At 38.8% G+C, this 19,067-nt stretch carries 13 protein-coding genes and 1 riboswitch; of the genes, 4 read left to right on the forward strand and 9 right to left on the reverse strand.

All coding sequences use genetic code 11. The annotated features are described in order from the left end of the window. Positions 1-32 precede the first annotated feature (32 nt). The 3 genes from BWI92_RS21015 to BWI92_RS21025 all read right to left on the reverse strand — a co-directional run bounded on the left by BWI92_RS21015 (position 33) and on the right by BWI92_RS21025 (position 8,234). Positions 33-3,203: a SusC/RagA family TonB-linked outer membrane protein gene (locus BWI92_RS21015; RefSeq protein WP_229363440.1), complete on the reverse strand. Its 3,171-nt coding sequence runs from the start codon at positions 3,201-3,203 to the stop codon at positions 33-35. 520 nt (positions 3,204-3,723) lie between these two features. Further along, positions 3,724-5,031: a RagB/SusD family nutrient uptake outer membrane protein gene (locus BWI92_RS21020; protein ID WP_095166488.1), complete on the reverse strand. Its 1,308-nt coding sequence runs from the start codon at positions 5,029-5,031 to the stop codon at positions 3,724-3,726. A 74-nt stretch (positions 5,032-5,105) separates the two neighbouring features. Then, on the reverse strand, positions 5,106-8,234 hold the full coding sequence (locus tag BWI92_RS21025; protein WP_095166491.1) for a SusC/RagA family TonB-linked outer membrane protein: 3,129 nt from the start codon (positions 8,232-8,234) through the stop codon (positions 5,106-5,108). 258 nt (positions 8,235-8,492) lie between these two features. On the opposite strand from BWI92_RS21025, the gene BWI92_RS21030 reads away from it, so the two are divergent. Both BWI92_RS21030 and aroB read left to right on the forward strand, forming a co-directional pair. Beyond that, on the forward strand, positions 8,493-9,236 hold the full coding sequence (locus BWI92_RS21030) for a DeoR/GlpR family DNA-binding transcription regulator (RefSeq protein WP_095166609.1): 744 nt from the start codon (positions 8,493-8,495) through the stop codon (positions 9,234-9,236). Positions 9,237-9,373: 137 nt separating this feature from the next. After that, entirely contained in the window at positions 9,374-10,411 is a 1,038-nt protein-coding gene (aroB, locus tag BWI92_RS21035; protein ID WP_095166493.1) for a 3-dehydroquinate synthase, read from the forward strand. A 153-nt stretch (positions 10,412-10,564) separates the two neighbouring features. Here aroB and BWI92_RS21040 read toward each other — a convergent pair whose 3' ends face one another. Further along, positions 10,565-11,296, reverse strand: coding sequence for a TIGR00730 family Rossman fold protein (locus tag BWI92_RS21040; protein WP_095166495.1), 732 nt, complete (start codon positions 11,294-11,296; stop codon positions 10,565-10,567). A gap of 132 nt (positions 11,297-11,428) precedes the next feature. Here BWI92_RS21040 and rpiB point away from each other — a divergent pair, with 132 nt between their 5' ends. Further along, positions 11,429-11,863: a ribose 5-phosphate isomerase B gene (rpiB, locus tag BWI92_RS21045; protein WP_095166497.1), complete on the forward strand. Its 435-nt coding sequence runs from the start codon at positions 11,429-11,431 to the stop codon at positions 11,861-11,863. 207 nt (positions 11,864-12,070) lie between these two features. On the opposite strand, the gene BWI92_RS21050 is transcribed toward rpiB, so the two are convergent. From BWI92_RS21050 to BWI92_RS21060, 3 genes are read right to left on the reverse strand one after another with little or no spacing between them, the layout of a single operon-like run. Further along, positions 12,071-12,739 (reverse strand): ABC transporter ATP-binding protein, encoded by a 669-nt coding sequence (locus BWI92_RS21050; RefSeq protein WP_095166499.1) that lies wholly within the window; start codon positions 12,737-12,739, stop codon positions 12,071-12,073. Positions 12,740-12,799: 60 nt separating this feature from the next. After that, positions 12,800-14,059, reverse strand: coding sequence for an FtsX-like permease family protein (locus BWI92_RS21055; RefSeq protein ID WP_095166501.1), 1,260 nt, complete (start codon positions 14,057-14,059; stop codon positions 12,800-12,802). Continuing rightward, positions 14,056-15,138, reverse strand: coding sequence for an efflux RND transporter periplasmic adaptor subunit (locus BWI92_RS21060; protein ID WP_095166503.1), 1,083 nt, complete (start codon positions 15,136-15,138; stop codon positions 14,056-14,058). The genes BWI92_RS21055 and BWI92_RS21060 overlap by 4 nt, the downstream gene beginning before the upstream one ends. Positions 15,139-15,455: 317 nt before the next feature. After that, positions 15,456-15,654: riboswitch (cobalamin riboswitch) on the forward strand. 278 nt (positions 15,655-15,932) lie between these two features. Between BWI92_RS21060 and metE the strand changes: the two genes are divergently transcribed. Next, complete coding sequence (gene metE / locus BWI92_RS21065; protein WP_095166505.1) at positions 15,933-18,263, forward strand: 5-methyltetrahydropteroyltriglutamate--homocysteine S-methyltransferase; 2,331 nt, start codon at positions 15,933-15,935, stop codon at positions 18,261-18,263. Between the two features lie 233 nt (positions 18,264-18,496). Here metE and gatC read toward each other — a convergent pair whose 3' ends face one another. Both gatC and BWI92_RS21075 read right to left on the reverse strand, forming a co-directional pair. Continuing rightward, positions 18,497-18,784 carry an Asp-tRNA(Asn)/Glu-tRNA(Gln) amidotransferase subunit GatC gene (gene gatC / locus BWI92_RS21070; RefSeq protein WP_095166508.1) on the reverse strand — a complete coding sequence of 96 codons (288 nt, stop codon included), beginning with the start codon at positions 18,782-18,784 and terminating at the stop codon, positions 18,497-18,499. A 26-nt stretch (positions 18,785-18,810) separates the two neighbouring features. Further along, a complete protein-coding gene (locus BWI92_RS21075; RefSeq protein WP_095166510.1) occupies positions 18,811-18,999 on the reverse strand; it encodes a hypothetical protein in 189 nt (62 codons plus the stop codon). Positions 19,000-19,067: the final 68 nt, after the last annotated feature.

The raw sequence follows: 19,067 nt of genomic DNA on the forward strand, positions 1-19,067 counted from the left end.
TTAACTGAATTTTAAATAAAAACAGATTTCAATTAGAACGTTACGTTGATACCAGTACTGAATGTGCGAGGCAATGAAACTGTACCGAAGTCGATACCAGCAGCACCAACACCCAACGATGTAGCAGTAGTACCGTTTACACTTGGGTCAGCACCCGTGTAATTGGTAATCAAGAACAACTCGGTGCCACGAACGAAAATAGAGGCATTCTTAACCCATTTTACACTACTCAAAACTTTTGATGGAAGTGAATAAGATAAGCTTACATCACGCATACGAAGCCAGTTGATATTGTGTTCAACAAAATCTGATTCAGCCAATGAACTGTAGAAACTTTGGTTGGTGCTAGTGCTTGGCGTAATTTGGACAGTGTTTGGCGTTGGATTGTCTGTATTTTCATAACCATCTCTTAATACACCTTTGTAGATAATTGGCGTATTGCGATCGAGTGTTTTGGTACTCAAACCACGCTCATATAACCACATAGCATTACCGTTGAATACATCGCCACCTTTACGAATATCCAATAAGAAAGATAGATTGATAGACTTATAAGTAAAAGAGTTTCTTAAACCAACAGAGAAATCTGGGTTACGGTCACCAATAGGTAAAAAGTTGGTGTTTTTGATGGGTAAACCCGTAGCAGGGTTAATCAAAATATCTCCTCTTTTGTTGCGCAAATAGCTATATCCACCAATCGCAGTTGCGGAGCCAGCCCATTGTTGGTAATAGCTTAAGTTGTCAAGAGTGGTAAAATATTTTGACAAATCTCCTACAAAAGCACTTGCACGAGCATTGTTGTATAACCAAGTGTCTGAGTTATAATATTCAGCTACGTCGGCAGGAAGATTTTTTACATCTGTCGTAAACTTCGAGAAGTTGACATTTACATCCCACGAGAAATTAGATGTTTTTACAGGAGAACCAGACAATTGTAGTTCAACACCTTTGTTTGAGAATGTTCCACCATTCAACAAAGCAAAGATAAAACCTGTGGCATAGCTCAAACGTTGTGTTACGATTTGGTCAGAACGTTCGTTCGAATAAAAGGCTGCATCAACATTCAAACGACCTTTGAAGAAACGTAATTCAGCACCAATTTCCATACCAACACCTCGTTCTGGTTTCAAATTTGGGTTACCCCCGTAGAATCCATAAGCAAAGCCACCGTCAGTAGTAGTTTGTGGCGTAAGGGTCGACTTGATTTTGTATGGCGTTGCAGGGTCTTTACCTGTTTGGGCATAAGACGCACGAAGTTTACCAAACGAAAGGAATCCTAAATCTTTGAAAGCTGGTAATTCTGTAAAGACAAAACTAGCACTCACCGAAGGATAGAAATAGTCGTATCGAGTAGCGCCATAAAGTGCCGATGACCAGTCATTTCTACCAGTAGCTTTCAAATATAGGATATCTTTATAGTTCAAATCTAAACTAGCAAAAACACTTTGTAAACGTTTCTGCTGAATCGTTACTTTTCCTCTTTGTGTTGTTACGTCGGTATTGTTGATACTGTTAAATTCTGGCAAATAGAGTTTTTCACCATAAGAAGCATTTACTTCAGATTTGTCATCTTGAAAAGAAGTACCCACTAAAATAGATCCGTCGATATCCCCAATTTTCTTTTTGGCAGTAGCGATAAAGTTTCCGTTAAAGATTCTACCTACGTCAATCGCATTGTCGATATATCCTTTGGCTGCAATACCATTCGCCGCCGCTCCTGCACTCGAACCACTACCAGATTCTGGGTGAATCAAAAGGTTGAGGAAAGTAGTGTAGGTATCAACACCAAAACGACCAGTTACGTTTAGCCAAGGCTTAATATCTGCCGAAAGAGAGATATTTTCAATCATACGAAGCGTTCTCTCCTTGTTTTGGTTTTTGTATAAACTAAAGTAAGGATTATCTAATTCAGAGTTGTCGGCAGAAACCAAACGACGTCTTGTTCCGTCAATATTCAGATAGTTACGCATATCGTCGTTGGCAGGCCATCCTAATGCGCTCAGATACATACCGTTTGCTCCTCTATAGGCTTTGGTAATATCTGAGTTAGTTAACGCAAATGAGTTGGTGACTGTTATGCCTCTTGCAATTTCGGCACTACCAGTCAATTTGGTTTGAAACTGTTTCATACCCGTGGTAGGTACAACACCCAACTGGTCAGTATAGGCAGCAGAGAAACGATAAGTAATTTTTTGACCACCTTCAACACTCAAATTATGACGCTGTGTTGTACCAGTTTGGAAGAAATTACCCGTGTTATCATAAAGCTGTGTATTACTACCCTCTGCATATTTTGGCCCACGATACGCAGTAGCAGTTGGGTCAATTACACCATACGAGCCTCTACCATATACTTTTTGGGTTTCTACAAAACGATATATATTCGAAAAGTCAAAAGAGTTGCTGTAATTTACTCTTGTTGCTCCTTTTGAACCTTTTTTAGTCGTAATCATGATTACCCCAGATGAACCTTCAGAACCATAAAGCGCTGCCGCTTCAAGACCTTTCAATACTGTAATGCTCTCAATATCATTGGGGTTAATATCAGCAATACGGTTCATATAGTCGTTGGCACGGTTTGGACCGTCGGATACCAAACCGCCTTGCGAGAAGGTATTGTTACTTACTGGCAGACCATCAATTACATACAACGGGGAGTTGCTACCACCAATAGACGTAGCACCACGAAGCTGTACTTGTGCCGATGCGCCAGGCAAACCTGTTGTGGGTGTCATCGTAAGTCCTGCCACACGACCTTGCATGGCCATCAAAAAGTTACTGCGTCCTGTGTTCGAAATTTCATCCCCTTTTACATCTTGTACAGAGTAACCTAAGGCTCTTTTTTCTTGCTTAATACCTAAAGCTGTTACCACTACTTCGTCGAGTGCGGAGGTCATGGATTTTAAGGATACATCGATTTTGGATTGTTTTCCTACCTTAACTTCCTGTTTTTCAAAACCCAAAAAACTAAAAACTAAAATGGTGTTGTCTGTCACAGAAATCTTGAAGGATCCATCTTCACCTGTAGTTGCACCTTTGGAAGTGCCTTTGATACTAATGCTTACACCTGCCAAACCTGCATTGTCCTCGGCATTAGTAACCTTTCCTGTTACCTGTCTGTCTTGGCCATAACTCAATTGCACTGTTCCTAATACAATGCACATGAGAAGCCATGTGAGTTTGTTGAGTAGTATTTGTTTCATAAATAAAATTGGTTGTTGTTGATTTGAAAAGACATTGTGTATGATTTATATGAAATGAACGAAATGATAATACATGGCTGACAAACCGAGATAATGACTAAATACAGAAATGAAGCGAGGAGAAAAACATACTCCAAATGGTGTATAATCAGTAAATAGAGGTAATTAGGTGGGCAAAATATACTTAATTTTACCACCCTAGGCTACGTATTTAGTAATACAATCTTGTTTTGCATTACTACCTAAGTAAAAAATAAAACACTTGTCGAGAAGCGATTAAGATCAATTATGAGTACAAAAATTGAATCAATATTTTTTACTTAAAAATGAATACATCTATAGGTTTGAGTACACAAAATGTTGGAATTAATAGAGTTTAGAATGATTTGTATGTTAAGAAAATACAAATTATGATTTTCACTCGAACTGATATTTTTCATTCAAAACATAGAAAAGGGCAAGCGGAGGCTTACCCCTTTCTGTTTTGTTATTTAGTTATGTTGATTAAAGGTAAAATAAGTTAATTATCAGGATTACTAGGAGTTGAAGGGTTATTCAAACGCTCCGTATTGGGATATGGATAATAGTTACGAGAGCGCTCTGCACTGGTACCTTTGTCAAATCCTGGACGAGCAAATCTTCTTGAATCCTCCAAATCCAAACCTGACATAAATAGTTCGATACGACGATTTCTATAAATTTCTGTCAAAACTGCATCTTGTGTATTAGCTCCCGAATAGGGTGTTAAGCCTGCACCAAGTCCCCAAGCATCTGTCGTTTTGGTCAATACTTTGTTCAATTCAACTACCGCATTGGTCAAGTCATTTTTTCTAGCATAGGCTTCTGCCTTTATTAGGCTTACTTCGCCTGGTAAATACACAGGAATCGAGGTAGTGTTTGCTGTGAAAAACCCTTTTCCACGATACACGCCTTGTACAGGAGTACGTGCGCTGAAATAAAAGTCAATGCGCTTATCAGCAGTGTTAGGTGCCAAACTAGCTGGTAAACCCATATTCAAATCTAATGGCTGATACACGTTGATATTGCTCAATGCCGTTTCGAAAATAGGGTTACGACTTTGCTCATCAAACTTGTATTCTGATTTTTTGGTAAGGTCTACTTTATTGGCAAGCTCGATTGCTTTGTCATTGTTACCCAACATTAAATAATACCTTGAAGCCAAGGCATAAGCTGTATTTACATAGTCAATCCCGCCAACAATTCTGTTGGTGAAAGTAGTAGGAGCAGTCGTTGTAGCGACAGTACTGGCAGCAGATTCTAAGAGTGTCACAGCTTCCTGCAAAACTTCTTGACGAGTATTAAAGGCAGCGTTCTCAGAAACTTTAACGGGTACTTTTTCAAAAAACTGCGCTAGTGTGCCTAATGAAATAGCCTTAAAAATCGAAGCATGTGCGGTGATATAGGCCTTCAATGCAGGGTCATTTACTTTTGAAACATTGTTCAAAATCAAATCAGCGTTGGCTTTTACCAGATTAGATTGTTCCCAAAGGTTTTTGACAACACCGTTGGTTTCGGTAACATTGGCTCCGCCTTTTTGTAAGAAATCTTCATCGGCATTACCAGCATTGAGAACTGTCAGCGACTTTGTGGTTAAACCTGCGGCTGTAACCGAAGCGTAAACAGGACTAGTACGAGATACCGTAAAACGATATTGTAAGCCGTTACACAAGGCAATTAAGCCATTAGGGTCGTTTACTACTTGTGTTTCACTGGCTGAACTTGGGTTGAGATATTCACTCTGACAACCCGTAAGGCCTAAGGTCAGTGCTAATCCCAAAATTGATATTTTATTGAAATATTTTTTCATACCTATGAAGGTTGTTAATGCTCTAACTAAAATTTTCTTTTGTACAATTGGAGATGAATCCTGCTAGTCCATTATTAGAAGTTTGCAGAAATAGTCAACTGATAAGTACGTGGAATTGGAATATTACCAAAGTCTACACCTCTCAATAAGCTACTGTTACCACCTGCGTTTGTTTCTGGGTCAAAGCCGTTGTAGTTGTCCCACGAAACCAAGTTACGACCCACTAACGACACATTTAAGTCGTATTTGCCTGCCAAGGCTTTCACGAAAGAATACCCTAATGATACTTCACGAAGTTTGACAAATGAACCGTTGTCTACACGATATTCTTCAATCGGAACAAGGGCGAAAACAGTACCACGAGGAGCTGTACCACGTAGTTCGGCCTCAGCCAAGTCGCCAATACCTACATTGTTACGAGTACGCTTGTCGGCGTTGAATACTTGCAAGCCTTGTACAGCATCCAATAGGAAGCGAAGTGATAATTTTTTGTACTGAAAATTAGAGCTAAACGAACCTGTCCAATCTGGGTTTGGATTACCAATTACTGAAGTAATAAATGCACCTGTTGGTTGTCCTGAAGCATTTCTTTGTGGCGTATAGTTCAAAATACCTGTTTGTGTACCACGCTCACGTTGTGGAAAACCTTGCGATGTAAGTAATAGCGAGCCGTCGGCATTGCGTGCGTAAGGGTTGCCATAGAATACCGATGCTGGTTGACCTTCAATCAAGAAAATAGGAGCACCCGCTGCGTTGGTAATAGCTACGTTGCCACCAGGAAGTTTGGTGATTTTGTTGCGGTTGCTACTAAATACTACGTTAGCATCCCAAGAGAAGTCTTTAGTTTTAATAACATTGGCACCCAATGAAACCTCAAAACCCTTGTTCTGCATTTCACCCACATTGTTTACAATACTCGTTCCACCCGACGAAGCGGCTAGTACACGGTTTACCACCAAGTCGGTAATATTTTGTGAATAATAAGTCAAACCTAGTGATACTTTGTTTTTTACTAAAGAAAAATCTCCTCCAAATTCTAACTCACGCATACGTTCAGGTTTTACCGATGGATTGGCTAACTGACGACCAGGCAAAATGGTGCTTTTACCCAAATAGGCCGCAGGAGAAAATTGCCAAAAACGGTCATACGTTCCTAAGGCTGTCAAACCACCTGCATCACCAAATGAGGCGCGTAATTTTGCTCCGTTAATCCATCCATCTTGTGCTTCGAGTAATACATACGAACCACTGATTTTTGGATATAACTGATTAGTTTGATCTGGAGAGAAGATTGTCGAACCATCACGACGGATAGCCCCTGTCAAGAACGCACGATTTTTGTATCCAAAAGTTGCTTGAAAAAACTGTCCTGTCACCGCATATCTATCGAGTCCGTAAGTAGCAGTTACAGTAGTCGAAGCGGCCCCACTAACAGTTTCGATAAATGGTGCCAAGTTCTGACCTGTATTTGTACTGATGTCGGTTTGTGTATATTGATGGTTAAAACCTGCCGTCAACGTCATTTTTACATCATCCGAAAGATTTTTGTCATAACCAATATTTACGTCAGTATTGAACAAAAACGTATTACTACTAGCTGTAGCAGCAAAACCTAAGGGATAGCGCTCTAGTGGCAAGCCTGCCTCAGTAGCATAAGGATATGGTTTGATGGTATTTTTTCCTAATTGAGAAAAAGCGTCAATACCCATTACCCAGTCAATCGTAAGCCCTCTGGCTGGTGTCAAATTCAACTGCAAGTCGGCAATAGTACGGTTAGTAGCCTGTGAGAAATCCATATCTTCAATGGTAGATAATGGGTTTACACGGGTAGGTTCTACAGCCAAGAGGTTTCCTGCGGCATCACGTTTGGTAATATCATAAATATTGTTGGTGATGTTTACAGAGTTGATAGGGCTGTAGAATACGTTTCCGTTTGGTTTTTCATTTGAGAAAGTGTTGATATAATTCAAACCTGCAGAAACTTTAGCCCAGTTGTTTAAGTGCTGGTCTACACGTACTTTAAGTCCGTAACGTTGAAAATCAGCACCTTTGATGATGCCTTGATTTTTCATGTACGAAACCGAAGCCAAATATTGTGTTTTCTCATTACCTCCTGTAATAGACAAGTAATTATCAGTGCCTACGCCAGTTCTGAAAATTTGGTCTTGATAATCATATCGAGTCACATCTACCAAATTAGTTGCTAGTGAAGTACTAGTTCCATCTCTCAAAATATTGGTTGTTGTTACACCAGGGTTTGCTGCTATTTGGGCTGCCGAAATACCTCCGATCGTATGTAAACGTAGGCCTGCAAAACCAAACTGTTTGCCATAGGTGCTTACAAACACTTTCTTGCGCAATTGATTCACATTCATACTTGTCGAGAAGGTAACCTTTGGTGTTCCCGACTTACCACGTTTGGTCGTAATAATTACTACACCATTGCTTGCACGTGAACCGTACACAGCCGCTGCTGCTGCGCCGTTCAATACGTTGATTGTTTCAATATCCTGAGGATTAATATCTGCCATACGGTTGGTACCGAGGTTGGCTACACCCGCCTGAGCATCTACTGCAATTTGAGATACGTTTGATGAAGCGTTACTTACAACCACCCCGTCGATTACATAAAGAGGGTCGGAGCTACCTCTCAAAGACTTGGTACCTCTCAAACGAATACTAATACCACCTGAAGGATCTCCTGAGTTTTGTGTAATTTGCGCCCCCGGAATTTTTCCTTGCAAAGCTGAGAACAAGTTGGTTGTCCCTGTCTTTTGGAGCGCATCCGCTTTTACAGAGTTGATGGTATTGCCAAGCTCACGTTTATTAGACGATAAGGTAGAGCCTGTAAATACCACTTCGTCCAAGGCAAAAGCATCATCATCGCTGAGAGCAAGGTCAAGATTGAGCGTATTTGAATTTCCTAGGGTGATATTTTTTGTCGCATTTTTATATCCAATAGAACGGAATATCAATTCGTAGCTACCTTCTTTGAGGTTGGCACGTAAGGTATATTCGCCTTTAGCATCGGCAACTGTACCCAAAGTGGTACCTTTGATGATTACTGAAGTACCTGCAAGTGCTTCATTCGTCGATTGAGAAGTGATTTTCCCTTTGATGGTATAGGTTTGAGCAAGTGCCGAAATGGACATCAGCATCAGTGCTACCAAAACCATAAAAGGTTTTTGTAAAGTTTTTTTCATAAGTCAATACATGGTTAAAATTGGATGAATGATTTTTGCGCTTTTATGCTAAAATTTTCATGAATATAATATTAAAACAGGCAAATACCTGCATTTTTAAGCAAGGAAATATTGACAAAAATATTGATTTTATTCAGATTTGTTTAAATTTATATAAATATATTACAAAAACTAAGTATAATTCCCTATTTCTTAATCATTAATACTCAAATAAAACGGCAAAAACCTGCAAGGTTAATGCTTACTAATCGCAATAGTATGTTAAAAAAAGAAAGACAGGCCTTTATCATCAAGGAAATTAACCTACATAATAAAGTCTTATCCTCAGATTTGAGTATGGCTTTGGATGTGTCCGAAGATACTATTCGGCGTGATCTCAATGAGTTGGCGATGGAAGGACGTGTGGTGAAAGTACATGGTGGCGCTTTGTCAAAATCGTATCAGATGGCGGCTGTACAGGCAGATACCTATGCGTATGAAAAGAAAGAGGTAATTGCCATGAAAACCTTGAAGCTGTTTAAAGACGGTATGGTGATTTTGACGAGCGGAGGCACTACCATGCGTGAAATCGCCAAGCGTTTACCAGAATCTTTACAGGTTACTTTTTTTACGATAAGTCCCCTTATTGCTCTCGAACTTGCCGAGCATCCCAAAGCCGATGTGATTTTGTTGGGTGGTCAGCTTTCCAATGCGTCAAAAGTGACTATTGGGGCTGAGGTGGTTCAAAAAATCAGCGAAATCAAGGCGGATATTTGTATTTTGGGTATCAATGGTATGGACTTAGACGGTATTACGGATTCAGATTATGAAATCGTACAAGTTAAAAAAGCCATGATAAAAGCTTCGAAACAGATGATTATCCCAACTATTTCCGAAAAACTGAATACTGCGCTTCGCTATAAAGTGACGCCTACAGCCGATATCGATTGTCTGATTACAGAGCTTTCGCCTTTACATGATACGATTCAACCCTATTTGTCTCAGGTGAAACTTGTTTTATAAGGATGAGGTTTTCGGGGAAAATGGGTAACTTTGACGAAGAAAATACCTGAATTTGAGGATAGGATGAAAAATAACATTTTCAACTATTTCTCATTTCCATCTTTCAAATTCGATTTCACGTTAATCAAAAATCAAAAATGTCGTCAGTTGTAATTGCTCCTATCGCAGAAAGTTTACCTCAATTTTTATCTGATTCAAAGTACTCGAAGGTACATGTGATTGTAGATGAAAATACCAAACGCCATTGTTATCCGCTCGTAAAATCTTTTTTACCCAAGCATTCACTTACTCAAATCAAGTCGGGTGAGCAAGAAAAAACCTTAGCTACTTGCGAAAAAATCTGGCAAGATATGACCGATGCCGAATTGGATAGACATAGTTTGATCGTAAATATCGGTGGAGGTGTGATTGGTGATATGGGTGGTTTTTGTGCATCGACCTATAAAAGAGGGATTGATTTTATCCAAATTCCAACAACTTTATTGGCGCAAGTAGACGCCAGCGTAGGAGGGAAGTTGGGTATTGATTTTCATGGTTTCAAGAATCATATTGGGGTATTTCGTATTCCCAATACCGTTTTGATAGATCCTATTTTTACTAAAACATTACCTTTTAATGAATTGCGTTCTGGTTTTGCCGAAATCGTAAAACATTGTTTGATTGCTGATAAAGCCAAATGGGATGTGATTAAACGCAAGGATTTCGAAGCACAAGATTTTGCTGATTTGATCAGTCACTCTGTCGAAATCAAAAAGGCCGTTGTGGCACAAGACCCAACTGAAAAAGGTTTACGTAAAATCCTCAATTTTGGGCATACGCTCGGGCACGCAATTGAGACTTTCTATCTGGGTAAACCAAAATTACATTTACTACATGGCGAAGCTATTGCCGCTGGAATGATTTGTGAAGCATTTGTAGGTTTCAGAAAAGGATTGATTACACAAAAAGAATTAGCCGAAATTGAAGAGTTTATCTTCTCAGTTTATGGAATTGCAACTATCCAAGCGGAGGACGTTGAAGAAATCATCGCACTTACGGCACAAGACAAGAAAAATAAAGGAAAAGAAGTTAGATTCTCTTTATTGGAAGGTATCGGAAAATGCGGTTTTGATATTGCCATCAATGCCAAAGAAATGAAAGATGCCTTGGCGTATTATAGAGGAGATGTGAATTAGTGTAGGAGTGAACAGTTGTAGAGGCAGAAAGTGTGTATTGAGGCACAAAGTGGCAAAGGCACAGAGGCATAAAGGGAAGGATAAAACACTTTGTGCCTTTGTGCCTTTGTGCCTTTGTGCCTATAAACCTATATGCCTTCGCCACTCCATTCCCTAAAAATTCGGCTTCAACAAATATTTCGAATAGAAATCGTCGATTACGCGAACAGCGTCGGTAGGGTTATCTACTAACGAAATCAAATCTAAGTCATCTGGATTGATATTACCTGCATTTACCATTGTGGTTTTAATCCAGTCTAGCAAGCCTCCCCAGTACTCTTTACCGACTAATACCACAGGGAAACGACCAAGTTTATGTGTTTGAATCAACGTTAAAGACTCAAACATTTCGTCGAGTGTACCAAAACCACCTGGCATGATGATAAAGCCCTGTGAGTATTTAACAAACATTACTTTACGAACAAAGAAAAAGTCAAAATTGATACTCTTATCATTGTCGATATATGGATTTGGATGTTGCTCAAATGGCAATTCGATATTCAAACCAACAGATTTTCCACCTTGTAGTTTAGCACCTTTGTTACCAGCCTCCATAATACCAGGACCACCACCCGTGATTACACCATATCCATGGCGAACCAATTTAGCGGCAATTTCTTCAGCCATGATATAATAAGGGTTGTCAGGTTTTGTACGAGCAGAGCCGAAAATCGAAACACAAGGGCCGATTTTTGCCATTTTATCGATACCTTCTACAAATTCTGACATAATCTTGAATACTCTCCACGATTCTTCAGAACGAATTTCTGCCCAAGTGTGGTCAACAAAAGCTCTTTTAATTTTGTCTTCTTCTTTCAACAACTTTTCGCTTTCTCTTTCAGTCATAGCTTTTTCCGGTTTTTATCGTTACAAAATAATGGTTTCTTGCACAATGGTCAGTACCTTTGCACTAAGCACCAAAAAAGCTTAACGTAAAAAAATATTTTTTGTTACACATTCACTGAATTTTTTTCAAAAATGTCAAAGAAAATTGCCATCGGAGGTGACCACGCAGGTTTTGAGTACAAAGCGGAAATTGTAAATTATTTACAGTCAAAAGGTTACGAGGTAAAAGATTTTGGTCCATACAGCAATGCATCTTGCGATTATCCTGACTTTGCACATCCAGTAGCATCGGCGGTTGAAACAAAAGAGTTTGATTTGGGTATCTTGTTGTGCGGAAGTGCCAACGGTGTGGCTATTACAGCCAACAAACATCAGGGAATCCGTGCGGGTTTGGCTTGGAATACAGAAGTAGCCAATTTAGTACGTTTGCACAACGATGCGAATATCGTTTGTGTACCTGCTAGATTTGTTAGCATCGAAGAAGCTTATGCTATTGTAGATACTTTCTTGAATACAGAATTTGAAGGTGGTCGCCACCAATTGCGTGTGAACAAAATTCCATGCTAATCGATGATTTATTGATCAGTTAGTACGCAAAATAAAATTTAATTTTGAGCTTACGGCTTTCAGCTTCGGGTATTTAGCAAAAGTATATACATTGTATTTAAAAACACTTTAACACTCTTTGCCTTTTGCCTAGTGCCTAAACTCATAACTTAAATCTTATTCTGAATGATTACTTAATTTGGAGATGAGAATATGCTTATCTCCAAATTACTGAATGACTCTTCCATCCTCCATCTCGATAATACGCTGGGTTCTTCCTGCAAAATTGGGGTCATGCGTCACAATCAACAATGATTGTTTGTACTCTTCGGATAATTGACGGAATATATCAAAAACCACTTCCGTATTTTTCTTATCCAAATTTCCTGTAGGTTCGTCACCCATAATAATCAGTGGGTCATTAATAAGCGCTCGTGCGATAGCCACACGCTGTTTTTCGCCTCCTGATAACTGATTCGCTTTTTTTAGCGCCTTATCATCCATCCCCAACTTTCGTAGATGCCCAATAGCTCGATGTTCTAATTCTTGTGGAGAAATCTTTCCTAGTTTTAGTCCGGGCAACATCACATTTTGAAGCACACTAAATTCGTTGAGGAGGTAATGAAATTGAAAAACAAATCCAATCTTTTCATTGCGTACACGTGCCAATTCTGCCTCCGTTTTTCCTGTTAGTTTAGTGCCATCAATCCACAATTCTCCCTCATAGTCGGTATCCATCGTAGAAAGGATATAAAGTAAGGTAGACTTTCCGCAACCCGATTTTCCTACTATAGAGGTAAACTGACCTTGAGGAATTTCGATGCTTACATCCTTCAAAATAGGTACTGTCACAGGGTCATGAAAACTTTTATTGATATGTTTTGCTTCAAGCAACATGTCGATTTAGGATTTTATGGTTGAATTGGCTCTTGCCGAATGCCGATACCCGACAGCCCCCTATTTTCCTCTGATAATATCCACTGGGTCAATTTTACTAGCTTTTCGGGCTGGAAATAAACCCGCTAAATACGTTGTAATCAAGGAAAAAGTAATACCTATCAAGTAATATTTCAGGTCATAATTGACAGGATAAGTGCTTATAGTTGGTAAAGCCGCCGTTTTGAAGGGCACATTATCGATTAATAGTGATAACAGAAATCCGAAAAACAGTCCAGTGCAGCCACCCAATATACCGATACTGATGGCAATGGTGATAAATATCTTTTTGACATCGCTTCCTGAAAAACCCGTAGCCTTTAGGATGGCAATGGTATCCATTTTTTCGTAAATCAGCATGTTCAAGATATTGTAAATCCCAAATCCTGCCACTATCAACAAGGTAATCCCGACAGCATACGAAATCAAGCTGCGCAAACTGCTCCCTGTTTCAAATTGGGCATTAGCGGTTTGAATATCCTCAGCATCAGTGCTAAAAATTTGTGCATATTCTTTGCTTACCGAAGGTGCCATATTCAAATCATGCAATTTGATTTGAATATCGGTCACGTAGGCATTGCTTTGTCCGATGAGTTTTTGTGCTGTTTTTAATGAGGTATAACTTTGAACTTTGTCTATCTCACCCAGTCCCGATTGGAAATAACCTACCACTTTCAAGGGGAATCTATCGCCTTTGGCGGTGGTCACTTGCACCACATCTCCAATATTTGCCAGCATTTTGTCTGCTAAGCCTTTTCCCAAAATAATACTATTCGGAATATTCTTCAAATCTATGTACGAGCCCTCAGTAACATAGTCACTGAAGGAGAAAAGTCTTGCTTCTGCCTCTACATCTATTCCGTTGACTACGCCTGTGACATCTGTTTCGCCCACATTGAAAAATACTTGGGCAATCATTTTGGGGGAAATTCCCAAAACACGTTTGTCTTTTTTTAGCGTACTAATGATGGCAGCGCTGTTGGCAATCTGAGCATTTTTTCCATTAGGTTTAATAGACCTGATAAAATTATGGTATTTCTGGTAGCGATTATCGAGCAAAATAGGCTGATTTTCATTGGCTTTTATTTCGTTAAAAAGTCGAACATGAGGGGTTCTATTCAAGACCAAACTATCCAAGAGGTCGTTGAGCCCATTCATAAAGCCCAACAATGCAATGAACATCGTAATACTAAACATCACACCAACGGCAGCCACCAAGGTTTGTTTCCAACGAGCCAAGGATAGCGATTGAGCAATATTCCAAATCAGTGGGTAGTTCATAGTGCAGGTTTTTGAATAGCGTCTTGGGCAGTAATTCCTGATAAAATTTCGACACGTTGGAAGTCTTTCAGTCCAACTTTTACAGCTCTTTTTTGACCATCTTTGTCCAAAACAAACTGTTCATCCACCAAATAATTTCTTGGAATTGTCAATACCTTCGGTCTTTCTGCAGTAATGATATTTGCCTCAACATTGAGGTTGGGATACAATACTTGAGGTTGTACTATAAAAGTAGCCTTTACCGTAAAAGTCCTAGTTTTTTCATTCATCAAAGGGTCGATGCCGTTGACTTTTGCTTCAAATACTTGTTTGTCATAACTATCCAGCGTGAGTAATACTTTTTGCCCAATTTTTACACGCGTAATATCATCTTCGTCGATTTGTAGTTCAAGCATAAAAACCTTGGCATCGCCGATGATAGCGACAGGATTTTGGATTGAGACCATTTCTCCGATTTCCTTAGAAAAGCTGTAAATGCGTCCTGAAACCTCTGCACGAACGGCAAAATCTGAAGCAATACTCTTGGCTAATGCGACATTTTTGGCAGATTGTTCGGCAGCAAATTTAATCTGACGACGCAATTCGCTCACTCGTATCTCGGCTGATTGAAAAGCGGTTTGGGAATTATGATAAGCTAATTTACGCTGTTCTTGGTCGACCTTCGTTCCGATTTGTTGTTGCCAAAGCGCATTTTGACGACGCCAAAGCAGTGAATCATTCTTGAGTTTTTGATAGGCTAAATCTTTGGCGATAACAGCGTCTCGCAGACGTTCTTGATTTGATTTTATAGAAGCATTTTCAAAATTCAACTCTGCATTTTCGATATTGAGTTTAGCGCTAGGGTTAGCAATTTCGAATAGTATTTGCCCTTTTTCCACAAAATCACCCTCTTTTATCTTCAGCGAAGAAATAATACCTGAGTTTTTGGGAAAAACTTGGTATTGATTGACACTTTTAACCACACCTGAAGCATAAACTGATTCAGAAATAGCCTGAATTTGAGGGTATATCGTTTCCACTTTTTTCTTACAGCCCGTGATCAGAGCTACCATGAATATTCCTGCCAACCAATGTTTCATCTTATGTGTCAACTTTTAGGATAATAGTTAAACCTCTATCCGATTTCGTGTTTTAGAATAGCTAAAGTTAGAATTTTTTTTGAGATACAATCATGAGGTAAGTTGGTTGATGATTTGATTATGGTCAAAATATCGTTGAAATAGACAGGTGAAAATTTAGCGTTTAATAAAAGTGTTTCACTTTAAATTGTTTATTAAATAGATATTTTATCTAATTATTATGAATTATTATTTGTTATTATCTATTTTTTAAATAAATAGTAGTGAAGTGTAAAAATGTAAAAGATTGCTCATATACCTTTGTCCTATCCATTTTACACATCAATCGGAAAAGTAGTATCAAAGTGATGCTTTGATTTAAAAAGGAATCGTGTGTGAATCACGAACAGACGTGCTACTGTATTTAACCGCTCTTTGGAGCAAGTCGTGTACAAGATATCCATTGTTCCAGCTGGAATGAGAAGGAGTACAACGATGTTATAAGTCAGGAGACTTGCTGCTTTTCTCAATGACAAGACTCTCACGAATAGGGTGTTGGACGCGCATTGATTTTTCAAGCTCATTTACGAATGAGTAATTGAGCGTATTAGTGAATTCGATAAACTAGTAGCTCTATTGATATAAATTCAGGTCAGCTTTTGTTAAACATCAAAATGTGGTGTTTTATGATGTTTGCTTTCGAGAAAGCCGAAAGCTGATACCTGAAAACTTTTGAAAAATCTGTTCCACTCGTTGAAGGTTTTGTGTGTTGTGCCTAAATGGTTGAGTATTTCATTTTTAAACATTCAACCAACATGCTTACTCACATCCTTGGCTATCCACGTATCGGTAGCAAAAGAGAACTCAAAAAAGCCTGCGAACAATTCTGGTCAGGTAAAATCAGTAAAGAAGAATTACAGTCTCAGGCGTATCAGTTGAGACTAGAACACTGGAAAATCCAGCAGGAAAATGGTATTGACCTTATTCCAAGCAACGATTTTTCATTGTATGATCATGTATTAGATTTGTCTTTGACCTTAGGGGTAATTCCACAACGCTATCAAGCTTTAGTGGATGGAAAGTCTAGCAAGGAATTAGAAATATACTTTGCCATGGCACGTGGCTATCAAAAAGAGGGGTTTGATGTCGTAGCCTGCGAGATGACCAAATGGTTTGATACTAATTACCACTATATCGTTCCTGAGTTTACTAAAAATCAACAATTTTATAGATTTTCGAATAAACCTGTTCAAGAGTTTGAGGAGGCAAAACGCTTGGATATCGTTACAAAACCAGTCTTAATTGGTCCGGTTTCCTATTTGCTTTTAGGTAAAGAAAAGGAAAAAGGATTTAACCGTTTAGACTTGATTCAACGTTTGTTGCCTGTTTATATCGAGTTATTGCAAGAACTCGAAAGTCGTGGCGCACATACTATTCAAATCGATGAGCCATATTTGGTCATGGATTTGACAGAAAAAGAGAGGACAGTTTTTCAAGAGGTTTACCAACAAATCAGAAAAGCATTGCCAGCGCTTCAAATTGTTTTGGCAACTTATTTTGAATGTTCTGGCGATAATTTAGCCACTACTTTGAGTTTGCCTGTCGACTGCCTTCATGTTGATTTAGTTCGTTGTCCATCTCAATTAGGAGATATTCTGAATCATGAAGATTTTGTGAATGGAACTACCAAACTTTCATTAGGTTTGGTAGATGGTCGAAATATTTGGAAAAATGATTTTACCAACTCCTTAAGTTTCATTGAAAAAGCCCTTTCAAAGCTTGGCGAAGACCGTGTTTGGATTGCACCATCATGTTCATTGTTGCATACGCCTTATGATTTGGATTTGGAAAAAGACGAAAATGTATTAACACCGACGATTAAAAACTGGATGGCTTTTGCTAAACAAAAATTGAAAGAAGTACGCACATTAGCAGATTTGACAAAACCCCAATTATTTAGCAGTTTGGCTTCTATTTTGACAGAAAACCAACAAGCTATTGAAAGTAGAAAGTCTTCAACATTGATTCACCGTCCAAGGGTTAAAGCCCAAATTCAAGGTATTAAAAATGCCGATTTTGAGCGTGAAGCACCATTTCCACTTCGCCAGTCGATTCAGAAAGAATTGTTACAATTGCCATTGTTGCCTACTACAACTATTGGTTCGTTTCCACAAACCACAGACGTTCGTCAGTTGAGAGCCAATTATAAAAAAGGTCTGATTTCTGATGAAGTTTATACACAAGAAGTAGAAACAGAAATTAAAAAGGCGATACACTGGCAAGAAGAATTGGGCTTGGATGTCTTGGTGCATGGCGAATTTGAGCGCAATGACATGGTAGAATACTTTGGGGAGTTATTATCTGGATATGTATTTTCTCAAAATGGTTGGGTACAAAGTTACGGCAGCCGTTGTGTGAAGCCTCCGATTATTTTTGGAGATATTGAGCGCAAGGAAGATATGACCGTTCGCTGGACGAAATTTGCCCAAGCGCAAACGACAAAGATTGTAAAAGGAATGCTCACAGGACCAATCACCATGTTACAATGGTCGTTTGTCAGAGATGACCAACCAAGACGATTAACGGCATTTCAGTTGGCCTTGGCTATCCGTGAGGAAGTTGTAGCTTTAGAAAAAGCAGGCATCAAAATTATCCAGATTGACGAACCTGCAATTCGTGAAGGTTTGCCACTTAGAAAAGAAAATGCACCAATTTACTTGGATTGGGCGGTAAAAGCCTTTCGTTTGAGCGCTTCAGGCGTATCTAATCGTACCCAAATACATACGCATGCCTGTTATTCAGAATTCAATGATATTATCGATTCGATTGCTGATTTGGATGCTGATGTCATTACGATAGAAACCTCTCGTTCGCAAATGGAGTTATTGGATGCTTTTGCAGAGTTTAAATATCCTAACGAAATTGGACCAGGGGTATATGATATTCACTCGCCACGAGTACCGACGGTTGAAGAAATCACAACACTTTTGGAAAAAGCATTGACCTATATTCCATTAGAAAACCTATGGGTAAATCCTGATTGTGGACTGAAGACTCGTCACTGGGAAGAAACGGTAAAAGCCTTGAAAAACATGGTAGGCGCTGCCGAAGCCTTAAGAGCAGAAGTTGGCATAACCGTAAAATAGGCCTATCTCTAATTGAGTGATTAGTGATTGAGTGGATGAGTGATTATGTTTTATATTTCACCAGAGACGATATGATTGCGTATTAAGCCATTCATTTTTAGTACAATATCAAAAAAGCTGTCGAAAATTACTTTTCGACAGCTTTTTTGATATTGTAATTTTTGACGAAATAGATTGTATCTCTACCAACAGTTTATAGATAAAAACAATCACTCATTCGCTAAATCACTAAATCATTCCATTACTTTCGGAACTCTAAAATACTCACCATCTTGTTTTGGTGCGTTTTTCAAACCTTGTTCACGAGAGATATTTGGAATTACTTTATCTTCACGCAAAGCATTTACCTCAAGGCTCATGTGCGTCAAAGGTTTTACGTCTGCCGTGTCAATCTCATTGAGTTCTTCCATCCATGTCAATACCGAATTGAGCGAACCCATCATTTCATCTTCAGCAGATGCGGGCATTTCGAGTCTTGCCAAATGAGCAATTTTTTGTAAAGCTTCTTTGTCGATTTTCATCAGAAAATAATTAAGTTAACAGAATCTCATTTCTCTAAATCATCACGACCTCTCAACTTTTTATCATCCATGTGTTTATTCAAAAACTCATTGATTTTATTGATGTCAACAGTTCGATTGATTTCTCCGAAAGAGTTGATTGTTATATCGAATCCAGCAAGTTCGTCATGAACTTTCGGGAGTTCATTTTTTGTATTGTCTTTTTTCTTTGCCATAACGTAGTTTAGAAATTTTGAGGTGAGAAAATAATTACTCAAATACTTCTCAAAGGTCTAAATTAATC

It is taken from the genome of Flectobacillus sp. BAB-3569, from assembly GCF_002270355.1.
Classification (GTDB): Bacteria; Bacteroidota; Bacteroidia; order Cytophagales; family Spirosomataceae; genus Flectobacillus; species Flectobacillus roseus.